Source organism: Gluconobacter sphaericus, assembly GCF_016757795.1.
Lineage (GTDB): Bacteria > Pseudomonadota > Alphaproteobacteria > Acetobacterales > Acetobacteraceae > Gluconobacter > Gluconobacter sphaericus.
The window spans coordinates 2,445,467-2,466,965 of the sequence record NZ_CP068419.1 but is presented as its reverse complement, the minus strand read 5'-3'; the positions used below and the strand labels follow the sequence as shown (position 1 = coordinate 2,466,965).

General features: G+C 59.8%; 23 protein-coding genes. 17 read left to right on the top strand and 6 right to left on the bottom strand.

The features are described from left to right. Nucleotides 1–96 precede the first annotated feature (96 nt). Nucleotides 97–291: a hypothetical protein gene (locus tag IGS75_RS11685; RefSeq protein WP_202256920.1), complete on the bottom strand. Its 195-nt coding sequence runs from the start codon at nucleotides 289–291 to the stop codon at nucleotides 97–99. 208 nt (nucleotides 292–499) lie between these two features. Between IGS75_RS11685 and IGS75_RS15720 the strand changes: the two genes are divergently transcribed. Genes IGS75_RS15720 through IGS75_RS11675 form a run of 3 tightly spaced genes read left to right on the top strand, consistent with a single transcriptional unit; the run spans nucleotide 500 to nucleotide 1,676 of the window. Beyond that, nucleotides 500–625, top strand: coding sequence for a hypothetical protein (locus IGS75_RS15720; protein WP_255320869.1), 126 nt, complete (start codon nucleotides 500–502; stop codon nucleotides 623–625). A 48-nt stretch (nucleotides 626–673) separates the two neighbouring features. Further along, complete coding sequence (locus IGS75_RS11680) at nucleotides 674–1,261, top strand: HD domain-containing protein (protein WP_202256919.1); 588 nt, start codon at nucleotides 674–676, stop codon at nucleotides 1,259–1,261. A 31-nt stretch (nucleotides 1,262–1,292) separates the two neighbouring features. Next, on the top strand, nucleotides 1,293–1,676 hold the full coding sequence (locus IGS75_RS11675; protein WP_202256918.1) for a hypothetical protein: 384 nt from the start codon (nucleotides 1,293–1,295) through the stop codon (nucleotides 1,674–1,676). A 316-nt stretch (nucleotides 1,677–1,992) separates the two neighbouring features. Here IGS75_RS11675 and alr read toward each other — a convergent pair whose 3' ends face one another. Further along, nucleotides 1,993–3,096 carry an alanine racemase gene (alr, locus tag IGS75_RS11670; RefSeq protein WP_141351725.1) on the bottom strand — a complete coding sequence of 368 codons (1,104 nt, stop codon included), beginning with the start codon at nucleotides 3,094–3,096 and terminating at the stop codon, nucleotides 1,993–1,995. Between the two features lie 297 nt (nucleotides 3,097–3,393). Here alr and IGS75_RS11665 point away from each other — a divergent pair, with 297 nt between their 5' ends. The 5 genes from IGS75_RS11665 to spt all read left to right on the top strand — a co-directional run bounded on the left by IGS75_RS11665 (nucleotide 3,394) and on the right by spt (nucleotide 9,216). Beyond that, nucleotides 3,394–4,704, top strand: coding sequence for a lipopolysaccharide biosynthesis protein (locus IGS75_RS11665; RefSeq protein WP_237468781.1), 1,311 nt, complete (start codon nucleotides 3,394–3,396; stop codon nucleotides 4,702–4,704). After that, nucleotides 4,701–5,831: a sensor domain-containing protein gene (locus tag IGS75_RS11660; RefSeq protein WP_202256916.1), complete on the top strand. Its 1,131-nt coding sequence runs from the start codon at nucleotides 4,701–4,703 to the stop codon at nucleotides 5,829–5,831. The genes IGS75_RS11665 and IGS75_RS11660 overlap by 4 nt, the downstream gene beginning before the upstream one ends. 31 nt (nucleotides 5,832–5,862) lie before the next feature. Further along, nucleotides 5,863–7,641, top strand: a complete 1,779-nt coding sequence (locus tag IGS75_RS11655) for a fatty acyl-AMP ligase (RefSeq protein WP_141351731.1) — start codon at nucleotides 5,863–5,865, stop codon at nucleotides 7,639–7,641. A gap of 130 nt (nucleotides 7,642–7,771) precedes the next feature. Next, a complete protein-coding gene (locus tag IGS75_RS11650) occupies nucleotides 7,772–8,026 on the top strand; it encodes an acyl carrier protein (RefSeq protein ID WP_202256915.1) in 255 nt (84 codons plus the stop codon). Next, the gene (gene spt, locus IGS75_RS11645; protein ID WP_202256914.1) at nucleotides 8,023–9,216 is read left to right on the top strand and encodes a serine palmitoyltransferase; all 1,194 of its coding nucleotides are present in this window, start codon (nucleotides 8,023–8,025) and stop codon (nucleotides 9,214–9,216) included. The genes IGS75_RS11650 and spt overlap by 4 nt, the downstream gene beginning before the upstream one ends. 42 nt (nucleotides 9,217–9,258) lie before the next feature. On the opposite strand, the gene IGS75_RS11640 is transcribed toward spt, so the two are convergent. Together IGS75_RS11640 and IGS75_RS11635 are read right to left on the bottom strand one after the other, a co-directional pair. Further along, entirely contained in the window at nucleotides 9,259–10,197 is a 939-nt protein-coding gene (locus tag IGS75_RS11640) for a hypothetical protein (RefSeq protein WP_141351736.1), read from the bottom strand. Continuing rightward, complete coding sequence (locus IGS75_RS11635; RefSeq protein WP_141351738.1) at nucleotides 10,190–11,137, bottom strand: diacylglycerol/lipid kinase family protein; 948 nt, start codon at nucleotides 11,135–11,137, stop codon at nucleotides 10,190–10,192. The genes IGS75_RS11640 and IGS75_RS11635 overlap by 8 nt, the downstream gene beginning before the upstream one ends. Nucleotides 11,138–11,276: 139 nt before the next feature. Here IGS75_RS11635 and IGS75_RS11630 point away from each other — a divergent pair, with 139 nt between their 5' ends. From IGS75_RS11630 to IGS75_RS11605, 6 genes are read left to right on the top strand one after another with little or no spacing between them, the layout of a single operon-like run. Further along, a complete protein-coding gene (locus IGS75_RS11630) occupies nucleotides 11,277–12,230 on the top strand; it encodes a metallophosphoesterase family protein (protein WP_141351740.1) in 954 nt (317 codons plus the stop codon). After that, nucleotides 12,227–13,381, top strand: a complete 1,155-nt coding sequence (locus tag IGS75_RS11625) for an LptF/LptG family permease (protein WP_202256913.1) — start codon at nucleotides 12,227–12,229, stop codon at nucleotides 13,379–13,381. Before IGS75_RS11630 ends, IGS75_RS11625 begins: the two co-directional genes overlap by 4 nt. Further along, nucleotides 13,378–14,487 carry an LptF/LptG family permease gene (locus tag IGS75_RS11620; protein WP_202256912.1) on the top strand — a complete coding sequence of 370 codons (1,110 nt, stop codon included), beginning with the start codon at nucleotides 13,378–13,380 and terminating at the stop codon, nucleotides 14,485–14,487. Before IGS75_RS11625 ends, IGS75_RS11620 begins: the two co-directional genes overlap by 4 nt. Then, nucleotides 14,484–15,284: a sterol desaturase family protein gene (locus IGS75_RS11615; protein ID WP_202256911.1), complete on the top strand. Its 801-nt coding sequence runs from the start codon at nucleotides 14,484–14,486 to the stop codon at nucleotides 15,282–15,284. The genes IGS75_RS11620 and IGS75_RS11615 overlap by 4 nt, the downstream gene beginning before the upstream one ends. Beyond that, nucleotides 15,281–16,036, top strand: a complete 756-nt coding sequence (locus IGS75_RS11610) for a nucleotidyltransferase family protein (RefSeq protein ID WP_141351747.1) — start codon at nucleotides 15,281–15,283, stop codon at nucleotides 16,034–16,036. Before IGS75_RS11615 ends, IGS75_RS11610 begins: the two co-directional genes overlap by 4 nt. Next, nucleotides 16,033–17,103 carry a glycosyltransferase gene (locus tag IGS75_RS11605; RefSeq protein ID WP_202256910.1) on the top strand — a complete coding sequence of 357 codons (1,071 nt, stop codon included), beginning with the start codon at nucleotides 16,033–16,035 and terminating at the stop codon, nucleotides 17,101–17,103. Before IGS75_RS11610 ends, IGS75_RS11605 begins: the two co-directional genes overlap by 4 nt. A 20-nt stretch (nucleotides 17,104–17,123) precedes the next feature. Here IGS75_RS11605 and IGS75_RS11600 read toward each other — a convergent pair whose 3' ends face one another. Further along, nucleotides 17,124–18,014: a glucosamine inositolphosphorylceramide transferase family protein gene (locus IGS75_RS11600; protein WP_202256909.1), complete on the bottom strand. Its 891-nt coding sequence runs from the start codon at nucleotides 18,012–18,014 to the stop codon at nucleotides 17,124–17,126. Between the two features lie 81 nt (nucleotides 18,015–18,095). Here IGS75_RS11600 and IGS75_RS11595 point away from each other — a divergent pair, with 81 nt between their 5' ends. The 3 genes from IGS75_RS11595 to IGS75_RS11585 all read left to right on the top strand — a co-directional run bounded on the left by IGS75_RS11595 (nucleotide 18,096) and on the right by IGS75_RS11585 (nucleotide 20,406). Continuing rightward, entirely contained in the window at nucleotides 18,096–18,635 is a 540-nt protein-coding gene (locus IGS75_RS11595) for an MmcB family DNA repair protein (RefSeq protein WP_202256908.1), read from the top strand. 9 nt (nucleotides 18,636–18,644) lie between these two features. Further along, nucleotides 18,645–19,433 (top strand): inositol monophosphatase family protein, encoded by a 789-nt coding sequence (locus IGS75_RS11590; RefSeq protein WP_141351755.1) that lies wholly within the window; start codon nucleotides 18,645–18,647, stop codon nucleotides 19,431–19,433. Between the two features lie 88 nt (nucleotides 19,434–19,521). Next, nucleotides 19,522–20,406 carry a lipid-binding SYLF domain-containing protein gene (locus IGS75_RS11585; RefSeq protein WP_141351758.1) on the top strand — a complete coding sequence of 295 codons (885 nt, stop codon included), beginning with the start codon at nucleotides 19,522–19,524 and terminating at the stop codon, nucleotides 20,404–20,406. 34 nt (nucleotides 20,407–20,440) lie between these two features. Here the strand turns inward: IGS75_RS11585 and mltG are convergent, their stop codons facing one another. Further along, nucleotides 20,441–21,490 (bottom strand): endolytic transglycosylase MltG, encoded by a 1,050-nt coding sequence (mltG, locus tag IGS75_RS11580; RefSeq protein WP_141351760.1) that lies wholly within the window; start codon nucleotides 21,488–21,490, stop codon nucleotides 20,441–20,443. Between the last annotated feature and the right edge of the window lie 9 nt (nucleotides 21,491–21,499).

Here is a 21,499-nt window from a genome sequence, read left to right as displayed (position 1 = left end):
ATTCAGCGACAGGCCGACCAGAAGGTCAAATCCGACAGTTCCGTACCTTCAAAGTTGCAAGGCCTACCTTTACCCGGCACGTCCCGCCGGACGCTGTTACCAGCCGCCCTGCCCGCCGCCCATGCCCTGACCACCCATACCTTGGCCACCCATACCACCCTGACCGTAACCTCGGCCACCGCCACCATGATGGTGATGCCCGCCACCGCGCCGGTCATCATAAGGGCCGTCACAGGCGGTCAAAGACAGGGTCAGGCCGGCTCCCAAAACCAGAGCAAGAATCTTTTTCATGAAATGCTCCATCAGCGATGTTTCGGTTTCGAGGATGCCTGATGAAATGTGGTATTCTCAAGGACAGGAACGTAACGGACAATGACAGAACCCGATTTTACGCAGATATTCCGGCAGACGGATGCGGGGAAATGCTATAACCGGTCATGAACAGAAGTCTTGTTGACTAGCGTTCCCGGACTGCACTTCTGTTCAGGAAGGAGGTTTTATGGCTCAGTTGATGGTAAAAATCTTCAAGTCCATTCAGGAGGGGCCCGGTTTTCTCGTGTTGCTCGGGCTTCTGGTCGCTGCGGTCTTTGTAGGATATGAAGTCCTGCGTGCGCTGCTCGAATAAGGCTTTCGCCACCGCCGCGATGCGCATCGCCACAGACAGGACCCCAACATGACAAAAGGCGATCTTGAAAAGCGTCTCGACTTTCTCCGGGAAGCGTCGCGCCTCAAGGACATCCTGAGGCGGACCTACACCCGTGACGGCCAGACCGAGAGCACGGCGGAGCATACCTGGGCGCTCTGCCTGCTGGTCATGACCTTCGCTGATCAACTTGAAGGCATCGACCTTCTGAAGCTTCTGAAAATCTGCATCCTGCATGACCTCGGGGAAGCCATTCACGGTGATGTGCCCGCAATCTCGCTGCATGCCTCGGCCAACAAGTCCGCGCAGGAACGCGAGGATCTGCTGACGATCATGACGCCGCTGCCTGACGAGCTTCAGGGCGAATTTCTAGCACTGTGGGACGAATATGAAAACGCAGCCTCTCCTGAAGCCCGGCTGGCCAAGGCCTTCGACAAGATCGAAACCATCAGCCAGCATAATGCCGGCCTCAACCCGGATGATTTCGACCATACGTTCAACCTGACTTATGGCCGCAAATATACCGATGCCACGGAACTGACGCGCCGGATCCGCGCCATTCTTGATGAAGAAACGCGCCAGAACATGATACGCAGCCAAAACATGGTTCCGGGTTAAACAGCCCTTCATACTCGACACCGTCACATAAATGCGCCAGCCCCGTGCCAGGCGATGCCAAGCCGATGAAATCCGCTCTTATGCCGTCGATACCGCAGCGGATTTACTGGCGGCCATTGCGCCCGAAAACCATTCAGGATACGGCGCAGCCGGCAACACACCAGTCGTCCTGTTGAACGGCAAGCACATTTCGAGCATGCAGGAAGTCAAACATCTTCTTTTTGAGCCCATTGCACGAGCCGAAACCTTCACCGAGGAAAAAGCCCTGCGCTACGGCTTTCCGGACAACAAACGCATGGTGAACATCATCACCGTGAAGAATTTCCGAGCTGTGAGAATGCGGGCCTATGAAAGCACATCCACGGATGGCAGGAGGCTCGACCCGGCAGCCCATATCCTGGATCCAGCTCGGTAACCGATCGGACAGCAGCGCCCAGCACCACCAGTCTCATCGCCCCGCAGATCGAGCCCCCGTACCGACAGCCTGTTCTTCAGCGATCTGGCAACCGTGGATATGACGACCTTCGCCAATCTGGACCAAATCCTACGCCGGCAGAACCGAAACTGAGCCCAGAATTTCCAGATCATGGTCTGGACCAGAAACCTGTTCACCCGCCGCATCCGCACCCGCAATGGTTAGAACATCACGCTTTCCGGCTATGAACCCGCCTTTCTGTATCCGATCGGACAGAGAATTTTGTTTCCACTGGCACCAATCGGTCTGATTCGGATCAGACATCCGGCATATAAACACGGTGAAAACGGCTTCCCAGCGCCGTCAGGACCTCGTAGCCGATCGTCCCTGCCGAGCACGCCAGTGCATCCACATCCTGCGCCGGCCCCAGAACCGACAACACGTCCCCTGCTTTCAGACTGACAGGCGCATCAGTCAGATCCACGGAAATGCTGTCCATCGAGACGCGGCCAATGACCGGAAGCCGGGTTTGGCCATACCAGACAGCCCCCTGCCCGGCCTGGGCACGGAAGAACCCGTCCGCATAACCCAGCCCGAGCGTAGCGATCCGGGTGGGCTTCGTCGCCGTCCAGCCCAGTCCGTACCCGACGCGGTCTCCCCCCTGCACCGTCCGGATCTGTACGATCCGCGCATCGAGCGAGACGACCGGTTTTAGGGTGCGACTTCCTTCGAAAGGTGCAATCCCATAAAGGGCAGCACCCGGACGGATCAGTTCAAAATGATAGTCCGGCCCAAGGAAAATCCCTGAAGAGGCCGCCAGGGAGCGCGGCACGCCCGGAAAGCAGGCGGCCATTTCCACAAAACGCTTCCGCTGCATCGCATTGGCGGGATTGTCCGGTGTATCCGCGCAGGCCAGATGGCTCATCACCAGTTGCAGGTTCAGCCCTTCGAAAACCGAACGCTCCTGAAGGTCCTGATCACTCAGGCCAAACCGGGACATCCCGGTATCGAACTGGAGGGCTGCGGGAAAGGTACAGCCCTTTTCGATGCAAAGCCGCTGCCAACTGCGAACCTGTTCGAGATCGTTGAGAACGGGAATCAGGCCATGAGCCTGCATGCTACCTTCACAACCCGGCATGAAACCGTGCAACACGAAAATGCGGACTTCCGGAAGCGTGGCCCGCAAGGCGATCCCCTCGTCGAGATGCGCCACGAAAAATGTTTCCGCCCCGCGTGCCGCCAGAATAGGCGCCACACGATCCGCGCCCAGCCCATAGGCATCGGCCTTGACGACGGCCGCACATTCCGCGCCGGCACGAAAAGCGGCAACAAGACTGTAATTTTCTGCGATAGCCCGCAGGCTGACACCCAGCCAGGCTCCAGCCCGTGCCGATGCTGTATCCTGGAAAACTGTTTGCATGAGGCTGCCTAAAAGACTGCGATGTCCTCTTATGGCACTCCAGCCCCATGAAGCAACGTCATGCCCCTGTTTTTCACACGGGACTTTTCACATCGGAAATTCTGCGCAACAAGACGCCATGCACTGCATGCGAATGCAATCTTCGGTCACAAAAAGTGAGTTCAGATTTCCGGGGAAACGCCTATTTCTGGTGCCCAATTGGATTAATAGCAAGACTGTCACGAAAGTTTCCACAAATTGATGTCAGACGACTCATCGTCTTCTCAGGCTGCAAGACCCGGCGGTATCCGACGCGTCATGAGCAACCTGGGCGTCCTTCTGGGAGGACGCGCAGTCAATGCTCCGCTGAGCCTCATCCATATCTGGATGGCGACCCATCTTCTGGGAAGCTACGGCTTCGGACTCGTCGCGATGATGTATGCGTTCGCACGAACGATGGGCGACATAGTCGATTTCCAGTCTTGGCAGACCGTTCTGCATTACGGACTGCGCCCCCTAACGCAGGGTGACCGTCGCAGTTTCCAGAAAATCGTCTCCTTCAGTCTGCTGCTAGACAGTGTCGGCGGTCTACTGGGTTTTGGCGGAGGCGTCCTCATCAGCCTTCTGGCCATGAATTTTCTAGGCTGGCCGCCTGAGATCCATACCATCGGCGTGGTCTACTGCGTCTCCATCCTTTTCATGGCATCCGCCACCGCAACGGGCCTGCTGCGAGTTTTCGACCGATACGACCTGCTGGCCGTACAGGGCACCGTGGCCACCATCGTCCGGGTGATCGGTACGGCCTCCATGGCTCTGGGCTGGGCGTCCGTGACGGCGCTTGCCAGTGTCTGGATCGCAGCGGAAGTGGCAGCCTGGGGCACGATTTTTTTCATGGCGGCCCGCGAGATGTATCGCCGGGATCTGGTTCGCGGCCTCTTTCATGAAATGCGCGGTATTTTACCCGAGATCCTGAACGGACAGTTTTTCCGTACCTATCCGGGTATCTGGCGTTTCGCGCTGAACACGAACCTCAATTCCACGCTCGCCCTCGCCTTTGGCCATATCGGCACCCTCGTGGTCGGCGCCTTCGTCGGTCCGACGAGTGCCGGCTATTACCGGATCGCAAGCCAGATCGCTGCCGGGATCGCCAAACCTGCGACCCTGATCCAAACGACCGTCTATCCCGAAATGGCCCGGCTGTGGCGCGACAGGGCCATGAACCGGCTGTATCGCCTGACGGGCCAAATTGCCCTGATGGCTGGCGGAATCGGAACGGCCCTGCTCCTGCTGACGCTGTTTGCCGGACGGCCGCTTCTTCAACTTTATATCGGTCACAAGGGTGCGACAGCAGCTCTTCCCGTCACGCTGTGGCTGCTGGCCGCGGAAGTGGTCACCGTCTGGGGCCTGCCGCTTGAGCCGCTGCTGTTCACAACGAACCGCTCTGACGCCGCGATCGGAGCCCGTATTCTGGAATGTACCTTCTTTCTGCCGGCTCTGGTGATGATGGTTCGTCATTACGGACTGAGCGGCGTGGGGCCAGCGACATTATGTGGCGTCACCCTTCTGATCACGATCCAGCTTTTCTTCGTAATCCGCACAGCCCGTAGCCCACGGGGACTTGCGGCATGAAGGTGGCATTCCCTCTCATCGGCCAGCGACACCAGACCCTCCACGCCCTGCCAATCGCGCTGGAAGTTTCCGCGCGCCATCCGGACGTTGCGGTCCATGTCTCGTGCCTGACCGTGAGCCATCTCGAGCTGGCACGCTCGCTGGCGACGCTCTATCCGGAGGCCCGGGTGCAGTTCGACCTGCTCCCGATCTCCCCCAAGCTCCGTCGTCGGATCGAACTGCACGGGCTTCGGGTGATGGATCGCCTGATCGGGCTTTTCGCCTCCCGGCATTATTTCCGGACCTTCGATGCGATCATCGTGCCGGAAGCGACATCCCTGCAGCTCCGCCGCATGGGCGTACGGCGACCGAAAATGATCTGGACGGGCCATGGCGCCGGTGACCGAGCGATCGGTTTTGCCCGGCATCTCGGAAAATTCGATTTTCTGCTGGTTCCCGGACGCAAGGTGGAACAGCGCATGCTCGAAAAGGGCATCATCCGCCCCGGCACCTATCATCGCGGCACCTATGCCAAGTTTGATCTCGTGCGGCGCATGGATGCGAAACGACCGAAACTCTTCAACAACAACCGGTCGACGATCCTGTATAATCCGCATTTCCTGCGCCGCCTGTCTTCATGGCCGGAAATGGGGCATCAGGTCCTGCAGTTCTTTGCCACGCAGGATCGCTACAACCTTGTTTTCGCACCTCATTTCCGTCTCTTCGACAATCACCGCGAAGAGGGGGAAGCCCTGAGACGCCAGTATGGGCATCTGCCGCACATGCTGATCGACCCGGGCAGCCACCGGAGCATCGACATGACCTATACGATGGGGGCAGACCTCTATCTGGGTGATGTCAGCAGCCAGGTGGCCGAGTTCATGATCCGCCCGCGCCCTTGTCTCTTTCTCAACGCCCACCATGTCAAATGGCATGGAAATCCGGATTACCAGTTCTGGACGCTAGGACCAGTGACTGAAAATGTGTCGGATCTGGGCGACAAGATCGAGAATGCTTTCGAAACGCATCCTCGTTTTCTTGAGGCGCAGCGCCAATATGTATTAGAGACATTCGAAACACTGGGCGATGAGCCCACTGCTCCCGCTGCTGCGGATGCAATTGTCGATTTTCTGAAAAGGGCTGCCTGATGTCAGGTAACCAAACGGAGCTAGTCCAGGTTTGACCGAGGCCAACCAGAACCCAACCGCCAATCCCGTTCCGACGCCAAGCCGCTCTGGCCTGGAAAGACGCTACGGAGATTTCCCCAGCTTTGCGGCCGCCCTTGATTACGCGGCCCAGGGTGAGAGCGGATTCAACATCTATTCCGGCCGGGGGCAGCTTCTCGAGGCATTGCCATACCGTCTGCTACGCGAGCAGGCCCGTTCCATGGCCTGCCGCCTGCTGGGTCTTGGTCTGGTCCCGGGCGATCGCGTTGCGATCGTGGCAGAAAGCGATGGCGACTTCGCCCGGATTTTCTTTGGCTGCCAGTATGCAGGTCTGGTCCCGGCACCACTCCCCCTTCCCGTCGCATTCGGCGGAAAGGAAGGGTATGTGGGAACCCTGCGCGGCATGATCCAGGTCGCCGCCGCCCGTGCCGTTGTCGTGCCGGACGTGATCGGAAGCTGGACTACGGACATTGTTGAGGGTCTTGATCTGGTCTTCGGCGGCTCGCCGGCCGATCTGTACCGTCACGCCGAAGCCCATGTCGAACTACCGGAAATCTCCCCAACAGCCCTGTCCTATCTTCAGTTCTCCTCGGGCAGCACACGCTTTCCGATGGGCGTTTCGGTCACGCAGGCAGCTGGCATGGCCAATGCGCGTGCTATCGCCCGGGATGGTCTTCACGTCCATCCGGCAGAAGATCCGCGCGATGACCGCTGCGTCTCCTGGCTGCCGCTCTATCACGACATGGGACTGGTCGGTTTCTTCCTGACCCCTCTGACATGTCAGCTTTCCGTTGACCTGCTGCCCACCCGCGAATTCGCGCGTCGTCCCCATGTCTGGCTCGACCTGATTTCCCGCAATCGCGGCACGATCGCTTACAGCCCGTCCTTCGGTTACGAACTCTGCTCACGCAGGAACGGTCAGGCCGATCTGGACCTGTCATGCTGGCGCGTTGCAGGCATTGGCGGCGACATGATCCGCCATCACATCCTAGAAGGTTTTGCAGAGCGTTTCGCGTCCAACGGTTTCCGGGCCAGCGCCTTTGTTGCAAGCTATGGCATGGCGGAAGCGACCCTCGCCATCAGCTTTGCCCCGCTCGACACTGGCATCCAGACCGACACGATCGATCTGCGTCGCCTTGAGCAGGATGGGATTGCCGAGCCTTCCAACGATCCGTCCCACCCGCTACGGACCTTCGTTCTGTGCGGCGAAGCCCTTCCAGACCATCAGATCGAGGTCCGCGATGCAGCAGGTCATGATCTGGCGGACCGGCAGGTCGGCACAGTTTATGTGCGCGGCCCGAGTCTGATGTGCGGCTATTTCCGCCGCCCTGACGAGACCGGAGATGTCCTTGATGCTGATGGCTGGCTGAACACGGGCGATCTTGGTTATCATCTCAACGGCCAGATCGTCGTCACCGGACGCGCCAAGGATCTCATCATCATCAATGGCCGCAATATCTGGCCGCAGGATCTGGAATGGTCTGCCGAAAGTGAGATCCCTACCCTGCGTTCGCGTGACGTGGCAGTGTTCTCCGTGGATGGCGAAGAAGGCGAGAAAATCGTGGCACTCGTCCAGTGCCGCGCGACCGAGGATGAGAGCCGCAACCAGCTCCGCGATGAGGTCACAAGCCTGTTCCGCCGCCAGCATGGCGTGGATGTCGACGTCATTCTTGTGCCGCCCCGCACACTTCCACAGACCTCTTCAGGTAAACTGACCCGTGCGAAGGCCAAGACCATGCTGCTCTCCGGTCAGTTCGAGCAGCAACCCGAAACAACGTCTTCGGTCGCCTGATACTCCACCGGCCCTGCCTGCCCGAACGCCTGAAAAGGCGAAGGGGTGGCGAACGGGGTCGGTTTAGAGCATAAGGCTTGCCCAAGATTGCACAGACCCAAGCGTACACAGACATCGAGAGTTGAAGTCCATGACTGACAGCGTCGCCGGTATTTCCGGAATGATCATTGAGAAACTGCTTGCCAACCCGAAAGTTCCCCGGGATATCGATGGTAACAGCAAGATTGTCGAAGACCTGGCCTTTGACAGTCTGGCCGTCATGAACTTCGTCATGGAAATCGAAGACGAACTCGACGTCTCCGTCCCGCTCGACAAACTGGCCGATATTCGCACCATCAACGACCTTGCCGGCTGCCTGCACACGCTGAAGGCAGCCCACGCGTGACGGATATTTTCGCCAAGCACCAAGGGCTGCGCGAGGCCTATGAAGGCCTTACAACCGCCTCCCCGCGTAATCCGTTCGAGGTCGTGATCGAGCGTCCGATCTCCGCAAGCGTCGGGATCATCGAAGGGCGTGAGACGCTGCTCTTCGGGACCAACAACTATCTTGGTCTCAGCCAGTCGAAGAAGGCCATCGAAGCAGCCGTAGAAACGGCCGAGACGATGGGCGTCGGCACGACGGGCTCCCGCATTGCAAACGGCACCTTCGGTCTACACCGAAAGCTGGAGGCAAAACTCGCAGAGTTCTTCCGCCGCAAGCACTGCATGGTGTTCTCGACCGGATATCAGGCCAATCTGGGCACGATTTCGGCTCTGGTGAACAAGGACGACATCCTGCTGCTCGATGCGGACAGCCATGCCAGCATCTATGACGGCGCCAAACTGTCCGGAGCGCAGGTCATCCGCTTCCGACACAATGATCCGGTCGATCTGGAAAAGCGTCTGGCCCGCCTGAAAGACCATACGGGCGCCAAGCTTATCATCGCCGAGGGCATCTACTCCATGACGGGCAATGTCGCCCCGCTGGACAAGTTCGTCGACATCAAGACGCGCCATGGTGCGTATCTAATGGCTGACGAAGCCCATTCCTTCGGTGTTCTGGGTGCGCATGGCCGCGGTGTTGCGGAAATGCAGGGCTGCGAGGACGGGATCGACTTCGTGGTCGGGACCTTCTCCAAGTCTCTCGGAACCGTGGGCGGATACTGCGTCACGGACCATGACGGCGTGGACCTGATGCGCCTGTGCTCACGTCCCTACATGTTCACGGCATCCCTGCCCCCCGAAATCATCGCAGCCACCATGGCCGCGCTTGAAGACATGCAGGCCCGCCCGGAACTACGGACAAAGCTTCAGGAAAACGCAGCCCGTCTGCATGCTGGCCTCCAGAAGGTCGGCCTGAAAACGGGCGAGCATGTCTCCCCGGTCGTCGCCGTGACGCTGGAAACCGTGGATCAGGCCGTAGGATTCTGGAACGCGCTGCTGGAAAACGGGGTCTATGTTAACCTCTCGCTTCCGCCGGCCACGCCTGACAACCGGCCGCTGCTGCGCTGCTCGGTCATGGCGGCCCATTCTCCCGAGGAAATTGACCGCGCCGTCGCCGTCTTCGGCGAAGTTGCCAGGCATTTCGGGCTGTAATCCATAAAAAAGGGGGGATCTATCGGATCCCCCCTTTTTTATTCAGACTTTCGGACGCTTCAGAAGCTTCCGGGCCCGCCACAAAAGCAATGGCAGCATCACAAGCGGATGCCGGCTCTCAAATGGCGACAACTTCATGTCAAAGCCCGTATGGCGCTGGATCTTCCAGGCCAGATAGGGTGCACCGTTTTCAAATGTGAAAGCGGCTTTCAACAGTCTGGCCACATTGCGTGGTCGTCCGGATGCCTGAATCAGTGCCCAGCGACGTGCCGCTTTCCGGCGCAACTCCTCGTGGATAACGGGTTCAAGCCTGTCGCCATGAGCCGAGAACTGAAGGTGCGCTCGCGCCCACCCCAACGTTAGCAGGGTAGCGTAACGCGCCTCCTGCCCTTCCAGAATGCTGTTGCCCCTACCCTTCTTCTCAACCCGGAGTTCGGACGCATAGGTATGGGCAAAAAGGGCCTGCCAGAACTCCTGCGTCGTCATGGACACATCACCCAGCAAAGCCGCCCAGCACGCCGCCGTCGCCACACAACCTGCGATCAGCGACAGAATGGCATCCGCGCTTTGTGGATCCCGCACCCAGACCAACCGTACCGGCTGACAGAACCGTGCCCAGATCGTCGTATCGAGCGCACCGAGCCCCGTTCGGACTTCGAACTGCGCCCGTGACAACACCGCAATCTTTGCTCTCAGAGCCCGGCCGTCATATCGGAATTCGGAATAACGGACATTGGGCGGCAGGACGAGATTTCCGGTCCGGGCCACCAATCCACCCGCAAAACCCGTAGTATTTTCGGTTATGATGTAGAAGTCGAGAATACCGTCTGGATCTGCTTTGCGCAGAAGCGAGCCATAAAACAGTACACCCAGCGGAAGGACGGGGCAGGCACGGGCCAGCGCATCGGCAAAGGCAACCACACCCGGATCGACCGGTGTCGTCAATTCACTGATCAGACGCTGTTCAAGGACGTCAGGCATGCAGGAACCGGAAGCGGGACGCACGTTCCAGACGCAACACGCCGTCCGGCGCCGCGCTGAAAACCTCACCATCGAGCACGAAATCACTTTCCGTAACCAGCGTCATGTCGTCCGTCCGTCCGCTGACGTAATCCTGGTGACGACGCAGCCAGCGCGGTGCGCGTCCACACAGAAGGGCCGCTGTTGCCCGGAGCAGACTGTCCGGCCAGGCACTTACGTCCAGATAACGCAGTCCTTCAACATTTGGCTCGGCATCCCAAAATGGCCAGATCCCACGCGACAGGTGCGACAGCCCTGTTGTCAGGAACATGAAGCTCTGCCCGTCATAGACATGACCGCCGGTCTCAATCCGAAGCGGATCGCCCCGTAGCCATTCCTCGCGGCTTTTGCGGAACATGAGGCTAACGAATGTCGAGAGCAGGGTGATTCCGACCGCAAGATCATGGGGGGCAAAACGCAGAACGGTCGGCGAGTGGGCAATGCGGACGGCACGCGCATACCCCGCGCAGCCACCGAACAGGCCAAGCACTGGCATCCGGTCGGTTCCGGGCCAGGACAGGCGGATGGGCGTCCGCACGCTGGAACGCAGATCACCCTGCCGCAGACGCTGGATCGCCTCCATCCCGCGCAGACCGAAACCAACATCCCCCGCAATCAGATTCGTATTGCCAGACGCCAGGACCACGATATCCGGAAGCCTGTCCGCAGGATAAGCGCGTGCGATGGCGGTCAGGGCCGTGCTGACCGTCCCATCACCACCATCGATAAGAATAGTGTCGATCCCACGCTCATAAAGCTGACGAACATGTTCGGTTGTTCCCTCCCGAGTATCAGAAGGCACGAAATCCTTCCCCAGAAGGGCCTGGGCCTCGACAGCAAAACTGGAACCGTTCCGGCGGTTTTTCCGGCTACGGGCATTATGGATCAAGGCAATGCGCACTAGGTGATGCAATCTTCGTATGGCGTTCGGCTATGCGGGCGGGTCTAGCACGGCTATGATGGAACTGCCAGAACACGGCATCCCAGCGCGTCTGGATGCCATGTTCTGACATGGATACTGACAAGGCCCTTTTCTGATCATGACCTCTGACCTGCCCGCAGACCCCATCTCGTCGCGGCAAACGTCCCCTGTCATCACGCCTACGCCCGCCGTCTCCCCCACTGTTACGCTAGCCCATATTTCGGACCCGCACCTGCCCCCGCCCCCGGTCCACTGGCGTGAAGCGCTCAACAAGCGCGCCCTGAGCCTTCTGTCATGGAAGAAACATCGTCGGTACGTCCATCTGGAACAAACCTGCTCCGCCCTGCTGAAGGATATCGAACGCTCGGACGTGGACACCGTCCTCATCAGCGGGGATCTGACCAATTTCGGAACGCCCGACGAGTTTGCCTCAGCCGCACGTTGGCTCGATGCCCTGCCCGCTCAGGCACTCGTGATTCCCGGCAATCATGACTGCATGGTCCGCCAGCCGGCCTCGGCCGGTCTGCACCAATGGGAACGCTGGTCGGCCCGGCAGTATCCGTATGTCCGCATCCAGAACGGGGTTGCGATCGTCGGCGTCAATTCCGGCATTCCGACTGCGCCGTTCATGGCTTACGGGCGCGTCGGACACCGGCAGCGTGAGCGACTTGAGGCGCTACTGGAAGAGCTTGGTCGGGAAGGGCTGTGCCGGGTCGTGATGATCCATCACCCTCCCCGGCGGGGGCTCGTGCCCTGGCGGAAATCCCTGCTCGATCACCGCGAGGTCGCCGCCGTTTTCAGGCGGGCCGGAGCGGAAATCGTGTTGCATGGACATTCCCATGACGCAACGCTGACCCATATTGCCGGAACGGACATTCCGCTGCTCGGGGTGGCGTCCGCCTCGCTGACGGATGAACGCCCGCACCGTCAGGCCTGCTGGAATCGCCTGAACATCCACCCATATAGGAAGGGATGGACAATCACTCTGGCACGTCACCGGCCCGATGGCTCCGTCAGTGAACGGGCGTCATGGAGCCGCCCAGTGAACCATACGGGAAGGACAGAGGCGTGAAACAGCGGGCCCATATTCTGGACCAGTATCTGCTGACACAGATGGCACCGCCCTTTGCAATCGCTCTTCTAGCGATGCTGGTCGCGCTGTTGCTGGAACGGCTGCTGTCACTCTTCGATTATCTGGCTTCGGCAGGAAGTTCGCTCGGGACATGCATCGCCCTCCTGACGGATCTTCTGCCTCATTATTTTGGTATCGCACTGCCCGCGGCGCTGTGTATCGCGGTGTTCCTCACCATCCGGGGCATGAGCGACAACAACGAGATCGACGCGCTTCAGGCCGGCCGGGTTTCGCTGATGCGAATCAGTCGCCCTTTCATGATCGTGGGGCTACTTCTCGGGGCAGCCAGCGTGTTCCTATACGGCTATATCCAGCCCGTCGCCCGCTATAATTATCGTGCAGGCTTCTATTTTGCCGAACATACCGGCTGGGCCCCTCATCTTCAGGCAGGAATGTTCGCATCCACATCCAGCAAGGCCGTCATGACGGCCGATAGCGTTAGCCATGCCGGCACGCGCCTCCGACGGGTCTTCATCCGGGAAGTAAATGCCAATGGCGTGGCCCACATCATCACGGCTCGGACCGGCGCACTGACCATTTCGGAAAAGACCCGCAGTACGCGCCTCGACCTGTGGAACGGGGAAATCGTGGATGATCCGTTCCAGGCCACCAAACCCCACAAACCGACCGTGACGCATTTCGAACATGTCGTCCGGGTTGTCGACCGGCCCGACAAGGAAACGTCCTTCCGCTCTCGTGGGGCCGACGAGCGCGAACTGACCCTGTTCGAACTGGCGCATGACCTGCGTTATGGCCTGCCTGGCATCGAATACCGCACCCTTCGGGCCGAAATGGACTTCCGCATGGCCCGCGCCATCGCCATTCCGTTCATTCCGCCGCTTGCTGTCGCGTTGGCCATCAGCGCTCGACGAAGAAAATCCGTCTGGGGGCTGATTGCCGTGGCCGTGATCCTGATCTCCTTCGATCAGGTGCTCATGTTCGGCGACAGCCTCGCCTCGACCGGGCGCCTCCCGATCTGGCTGGCGATCTGGGTACCAGAACTCCTGTTCTGCGTAGGATGTCTGGCAGCCCTGCTACGCCGGTCCCGTGGATCTTGGAGACGGCGCAAGCTCGCAAAGGCGGCAGCATGAGCAGCTCCACACCTGGCATGCCCCGCCATGTCCTGATCAAAGCACTCAACCGTGCCCTCCTGGGACGCTTTTTGCTGTGCGGAGCCGTCCTCGTCTCGTTACTGGAAATCCTGGCGCTCCTTGAAAAGACGACGCCGATCCTGAACCGCCATCTCGGCTTTCGCGGCATTCTGACCTTCGCCTTGCTGCACCTGCCTGCCCTAAGCATCGACATCCTGCCGCTCGCTTTCATGGTGGGCGCGCTGTTTCTGCTCACACAGATGACCCTGTCGAGCGAAATCTCGGCCCTGCGAGCAGCCGGACTTTCAACCCCGGCATTGTACCGACTTCTCCTGCCCGCAGTGCTGATCGCAGGGATCGGAGGCACCTGCGCCCAGTACTGGCTGGTCCCGGCCTGCGAGAACGCCCTCACGACATGGTGGAACCGCACGGATCCGCTTGCGGGGCAGGACGGGCAGCCAGAAGACAATATCTTATGGTTTCGCGCGGGTCCCATGCTGGTCCGGATTGGGCAGATTGCCCAGGGCGGCACGTTCCTGCGAGACGTGACGATCTATCACCGAGACAATACCGGGCTGCTGACAGGGACCGAACACACGAACGTTCTGACATACCGCAACGGACAGTGGCATCCCGATGGGGCGCAGGATCTTTCCCTGTCCGATGACAAGTCATACGTGAATATTACAAAGGGCGACAACACCTTCGTCATTCCGGCCACTCCCTCCGTCATCATGACGCTCTCACAGAACGGAGCCACCGTCACGCCGGCGCAGATCAGCGCCATTCTTCACAAGGGCGCACCTGCAAGTCTACCCCGGGCCACGTATCGTATGGCCCTCTTCAGCGGCATGATTTTACCTGTCGAAATTGCAGTAATGCTTCTATTGACGCTCCCGGTGATCTATATCCCTCCCCGTGCAGGACTTCGAAATCCGCTGCCGGTGTATGTTCTGGCCGCTGGAATGGGTTTCGTCATCCTGCAGGGAATGATTTCCGCACTTGGAAACGCGGGGACGCTGCCAGCTCCGCTGGCAGTCAGCGTCGGACCGCTCCTGGGCACCCTTCTCGGGCTGACCTGGCTTTTGCGGATGGAGGAACGATGAGCAACTTCAAGGCGCCCTGGCGCAACATGTCCGCTATCAGGACGGGTCGCAGCTTCGATCTAGGAAAGATGAACCTCCAACAGCTGTGGTTCGCCTATCTGACCTATCCGACGATCCTGCTCTATTTCGCGCTGATCGCAGTATCCGCCTGGGCCGCCCTGCATTTCTCGACCACGCTCTGGACCACACTCATTCCCGTTCCCGTCGTGATCGTGGTCTATCCACTGGCCTGGTATGCGATACACCGCTTCATCCTTCACGGACGCTGGCTGTACCGCAACCACTGGACCGCTTCCCTGTGGAAACGCATTCATTTCGACCATCATCAGGATCCGCACCTTCTGGACGTGCTGTTTGGCTCCCCGCTGAATACGGTGCCGACCATGGCGATCATCACAATGCCGATCGGCGGACTGATCGCGGGATGGAGCGGTGCGTTCTGTGCCCTTTCGACAGCGTTAATCATGACCTGCATCTACGAATTCTTCCACTGCATCCAGCATCTGGCCTACAAGCCACGCTGGAAATGGGTGGCGGACATCAAGCAGCTTCACGTCCTGCACCATTTCCACGATGAGGACGGCAATTACGGCATCACGAATTATGTGCCCGACCGTCTATTCAGTAGTTTTTACCGCGAAGCCCGCGACCGGCCCCGCAGCAAGCATGTCTTCAACCTCGGTTACGACGTCGAGGAAGCCCATCGTTATCCCTGGGTGATGGACCTGACAGGCTCTCCCCCGCGCGACCGTCCTGATGGTGCACGTCCGGCAGCAGACCGTAACCGCGCGACATGACGCTTCCAGTTCTGGTTCTCGCCGGGTCCAGAGACGGCGAGAACGATGTACTTGCTAAACTCGGTCAGGTTTCCCACAAGGCGCTGCTTCCCGTTGGCGGGCAGCCCATGTTGGCCCGCGTGCTCGATACGATTGCCCACACGCCCGGCCTTGGCCCCATCACGATCAGCATCGAAAATCCCGATTGCATCAGGGATCTCGCAGGTGATGCCACGATCCTTCGCTCTGCCCCCTCTCCCAGCGAGAGCGTGGCCGAAGCCATTGCCCGGATCGGCACGCCCTGTCTGGTGACGACAGCCGATCACGCCCTCCTGCGTCCGGAATGGATTCAGGACTTCCTCGCCAAAGCACAGGACTGCGACCTTGCTGCCGGTGTGGCTCTGCGTACGACAGTTGAGCGCGACGTGCCCGGCACGAAACGGACCTATATCCACCTGTCTGATATGAGCTTTTCCGGCTGCAACCTGTTTCTGATCGGCACACCGAAGGGGCGAAATGTCATCGAGCTGTGGAAGCGCCTCCAGCAGAACCGCAAACGGCCGCTGCGAATGGCCTTGACACTTGGGATCGGCACCCTGCTGCGGGCAGTGACCCGTACACTCGATTCCACAGCCCTGTATCGCCGCATTCAGGCGTTGACGGGCGCAAATGTGCGCCTGGTAACACTCTCGGACGGGCGCGCGGCCGTGGACGTGGACAAACCCTCAGACCTGACGCTGGCTGAAAAAATTCTGGCCCAGACGATCCCATGAAAATCGCCTACATCATCAATTCCCTCGAATGTGGCGGCGCACAGCTTCCCATTCCGGACATCGTATCCGTTCTGAAGGCCCGCGGCGGGGACGTTACCGTCTTCGCCCTGGCCCGCAAGGACGGCCTCGCCATCCCGCTGATCGAAGCCGCCGGCATCCCCGTGCGCGTCCGGGAGGGTACGACGCGGGACCATATCGCCGCCTATCGCTGGCTGCGGGACGAAATGGAGGCGTTTCAGCCAGACCTGATCTGGACGTCGCTGAGCCGCGCCACACTTCTGGGACAACTGGTTGCCCTGCGCCACAAGACCCCGACGGTTCACTGGCAGCATTGCGGACGGCTAAAGAAGGTCAATGCCTTCCTGCTGAGGCTGTGCCGCCCCTACACGACGCTCTGGGTCGCCGACTCCCAGTCCGTCATCACCTTTGCGGCGAAAGAACTGGGCCTCACCGACAATTTCGTCGCCTGGCCCATTTTCCGGGCCGATCCGGACGCCCCTGTGGCCATGCCGTGGAAAGACGGCGAGGTCGTGCGTGTCGGGTCACTGGGACGCCTGAACCCCGTCAAAGCGTATGATATTCTGTGCGAGGCCGTGTCTCTCCTGAAAGACCATCCGGACCTGCCGCTGTTCCGTCTTCAGATCGCAGGCGATGGCCCCGAACACGCAACACTTCAGGATCGCATCACGGCCGCTAACCTGCCGATCGACCTTCTGGGCTACGAGTCAAAGCCGTTTGATTTCCTGAAGACGCTGCATCTTTACGTCCAGTCGTCGCACTGGGAGGGCATGTGTGTCGCGGGGCATGAAGCCATGTCCTGTGGCCTTCCGGTCGTTTCCACCCCTGCGGGCGAACTGGCGTCGAGCATTCTCGACGGTGAAACCGGACGTATCGTGCCGTTCGACAATGCCCCTGCCCTTGCGGCAGCGCTGGCGGACCTGATCGACAGAGCAGCCGATCTTGCGGCGATGGGCGCCCGCTCCCGCAAACGGGTTCTGGAACGCTTCGGGCCTGAAGCATTCATCAGGCATGGCAATGCTGTGCTGGATCGTATCCCCGGCTTCTGAGCACCTGGGATACGCGCTTCTCAGGCTCCGAATATCCGACGTTTCAGGTTAAGCAGGTCCCGCCTGGGGCCAATCCCAATTTTCTTGGCATCAATCAGCGTCACCTGCCCGGCTGCGGACAGGGTGTGCATCCCATCAGGATAGCGCTTCCGCAAAGACGCCGGGATAGCAATAGACAGGCCGGGGGTGATTTTCGGCAGCCCTCGCTCCAGCCCTTCGATTTCCAGCAGCCGAATCCCGCGTCCATATGTTCCGCGACAATCCTGAGTAGGCAGGAAGATCTTTCCATCCACAAGAACCGGCGTGCCACCAGGACGTGCGCCGGCCCGGTCGTTCAGGAAAAGCCCAAGGTTTTTCCAAGGCCCCATCAGGGTATCGGCTACGGAAATGTTCAGAAGACTCTGCCGTTCGTCCTTGCTCCCTGCTGGCGTCCAGAACATCCACCAACGATTGGCATACTGGAATGGCGTGGCATCGATTGCGGCTTCGGGGAAATCGAACGCATCGACCCGCTCCCATGTACGCGGAAACGATTTTGCCCGATAGAGCGAAAGACGCCCCGAAGCACTGGCTTCGGGCAGCATATAAACCTCGCCCTCATGTGCAAACATGAACGGGTAAGACAGATGCCAGGGCTCCCGCAAAACGGTTTCGCGAGACAGTAGACGGCCCGTTCCGTCATAGATCAGAACTTCGATCGTTCCCGTGGGACTGCGATAATCGAAGGCCTCGGCAAAAACGTGCAGCTTTCCGTCGCGCCAGAATCCGAACGGATCGGCCAGAAAGCAGTGATCCCCGATATCGGGCAGAGTCGTGATGGGAAAGCCGTTCAGACTGGCAGCTTCGACCACCTCAGCCAGAGGCGCGTGAACGATGGCGCATCGCCAATGATCCGTTCGCAAAAATGGCATGAGGCACTCTCCCGTAAAAATATAGCTTCAAAACAGCCTACCAGGGCAGACGTAGAGCCCAGATCGGAGCAGGATGGAACCATGAGTACGGTTCTTGCCGAAAATCCCACTGCAACATCCTGTGGCCTGCCGGAAACGCAGCTGGCCATCCGGCGCGCCGTCCTCGGATTGTGCCGGACAATGAACTGGGCCGCCATCAATGAATTCGCCCTTCCCGCCGCCAGACGGCGCGCGGATATCATGGCGCTCCTGCCCGATCATTCCCTGACCTGCATCGAGATCAAATCCGGCCTGCGCGATTTCCAGACCGATCAGAAATGGCCCGAATACCGGGACTGGTCCGATCGGTTGTTTTTTGCGGTGGATGATAGCTTTCCGCTGGATCTAATTCCGCCGGATGCGGGCCTGATCGTCGTCAGTGTCAGTACCGCCCCTCCTGCCCTGCGCGACAGTATTTTGGCAGAATGCACGATCATTCGGGAACCCGCGCTTCACAAGCTGCCTCCCGCACGGCGACGCACGCTGCTGCATCTGTTTGCCACAACGGCCGCAAACCGTCTCATGAGCCTTGAAGATCCCGCCATTACGGCATCCCTCCGCGCTACACAGCGTAAAGACTAGGACAGTTCCATGACCTTCGATCCGATTGCCGTCCGCCTCGAAGCCGCCCGCTCCGTTGTGCGTGATGCGGCCCAGCTTGCTCTCTCCTTACGCCCTGCTCCGGGTGGCCCGACCGGAACCCTCAAGGGGCGACAGGACTACCTGACCGAGACGGATGGCGCCGTCGAAGCCTTTGTCAGCCGTCGCATCCAGGAGCTTTTTCCCGAGGATGGTTTTCAGGGCGAGGAAAATGGTGCAACGCGGCAGGGCGGTTTCCGCTGGGTCGTGGACCCGATTGACGGTACCTCCAACTATGCGCGTGGCCGTGACCGCTGGTGCGTGTCGCTCGGCCTGCTGGACGGAGACGAACCCGTTGCCGGCGTGATCGATGCGCCGGCGCTTTGTGAGGTCTTCACGGCCCAGAAGGGCAAGGGCGCGTTCCTGAACGGCAAGCCGATCAAGGCATCTCCCATCACGAACACGCAGGAAGCCATGATCGAGATGGGCTGGTCCGCGCGCGTGCCGACCGGAACCTTCAACGAGAAGATCGCAGCTATCATGGCGCTCGGCGCAATGCCCCGCTCCGGCGGATCGGGTGCGCTGGCCCTGGCCGACGTGGCCTGCGGGCGCTCCGACGGATATCTGGAAATTGTCATCCAGCTCTGGGATGTGGCAGCCGCACTGGTCATCCTTTCGGAAGCCGGGGCCACGGTATCGCCCTTCCTTCAGACGGGCGGCCTGACGGGCGGGGCAACTATTCTTGCCGCCGCGCCCGGCATTGCGAAGGCCCTGTCAGCCGCCGTTGACGTAGAAATCTGACATCCTCTCCCCTCGCACTCGTGATTTGGCCGCATTTGGCGCATAGTGCGGGGGAATATTCATACGATGACTGCAGAAGGTACCCTCCATGACCCTGTCCGGTCTCCTGCGTAAGACCATGCTCGTCGCTTCGGGCTGTGCCGCCCTGTCAGCCTGTTCCGATGCTCCCCAGACCACGGCCAGCCAGCAGCAGATCATTGTCGATCGCGCCACGCTGGCGGTTCAGGATCTCTTCATGGGAACAACAGCCCAGTCCCGCTCCCAGAAACTTCTGGCACAAGCCAAGGCCGTCATGATCTGCCCATCCGTGCTGAATATGTCATTCGGGATCGGTGGATCGGGTGGCCGCTGCCTGCTTCTGAGCCGCGATGCCCGCGGATCATGGTCAGATCCGGCATTCTACCGTCTTGGCACAGCCTCGATGGGGCTTCAGCTTGGTGTACAGAGCACGGAAACAATCCTGTTCATCATGTCCCAGCGCGGCATTCAAGCCATTCTGGACAGCCAGTTCAAGTTTGATGCCTCTGCGTCCGCTTCCTTCGCCAGCATCGGCACTGGTCTGGAGGACAGTACGGCTGGCGCGCACAATACCGATATCTACGCCGCCCAGAAAAACGAGGGTCTTTATGCCGGTGCAGCGCTGGGTGGTTCCAAGCTGACCGTCGATAGTGGCGCTAACCGGGCCTATTACAACCAGACCGTCGGCCCCGAGGACATTGTCGTGACAATGCGCGTCAACAACCCGTCTGCTGATCCACTGCGCCGCGCCCTGATGTCCGTAGCCAAGCTGACCACCAGCAGTACTGCTACAGCAACATCCCGTATGTCACAGGCTACTACCGCCGCGCGCACGACCGCCACGCAGGACGTCGTTGGCAACAACCCCTATCCGGCAACCTACGACGCCACTCGCCCATATTCAGCACAGGCATCCAGCGTGCAAAGCCAAACTCTCGCTCCGCTGAAGCACTGAGACCACGCTGCCCGTCCTCTGCGGAGGGCGGGTTTCAGTTCTGGTTCTGGGGAATCGCCGACAGATGCGCGTGATAGGCGCGGATGTTTTTATCCTGATCGGCGAGCGTCTCGGCGAAATTATGCCCGCCTTTCCCCGTAGCCACAAAATACAGCATCTTCCCGTCGGCCGGATGCGCTGCGGCGTCCAGTGAGCTCTGTCCTGGTGAGCAGATGGGCCCCGGAGGCAGCCCCGCCTGAAGATAGGTATTGTAAGGACCTGGGGCTTGCAGATCCTCATGAGTCAGCGGTGAGTCCAGCGTTCCCATTCCATTACTAAGCCCGTAAATGACGCTCGGATCCGTCTGAAGACGCATTCCCAGTTTCAGACGGTTCAGGAAGACGCGTGCCACCATTGGCCGCTCGGACGACACAGCCGTCTCACGCTCGATTAGCGATGCCAGAACCAGCAGTTCCTTTGGAGACTGGATCAGCCCGTCGAGCGCTTCGACATTGCGCCCGTCCCAGGCTGCGGCGAGCTTGACGGCCATCATTTTCTGCAATTTCTCGGCCAGAGCCTGGCGCGACGTTCCCCAGACGTAAGAGACCGTCTGCGGAAAGACGCTGCCCTCGGAAAGCGTGAGCACTTCACCGCTCAGCGCAGGAGCTTTGTTCAGAATGGCCGCAATCCTGATGGCCGTCAGTCCCTCGGGCACCGTAAGCTGATGAGAAACAGGCTTGCCGTGACGCAGGATCTCAAGGGTATGCGCGACCGAAACCCGGGCCGGAAACTGCAGTTCCGCAGCGTGGATCTGACCATCGCGATGCGTCAGGAACGCGGCAATCCGGAAAAACGTACCGGATGCCCATGTCGGAGAGAGGATCCCGTCATCCTGAAGCACTTTCGTCACACGAGCATTATTGCCATGCGGAATCACGAAAGTCTTTTCGTCCTGCAGCGGCCCGGGATCGGTATAGTGGCCGTAACCTGCGGCCAGCCCTGCAACGAGGAGCAGTGGCGCCCCGAAGAACGCCAGCTTACGGCCAGCCTTTGGCGGAAGAACAAGCTTCCGCGGTTCTTCGCTGTCAGACGGGCCTTCAGACATTCAGAATGA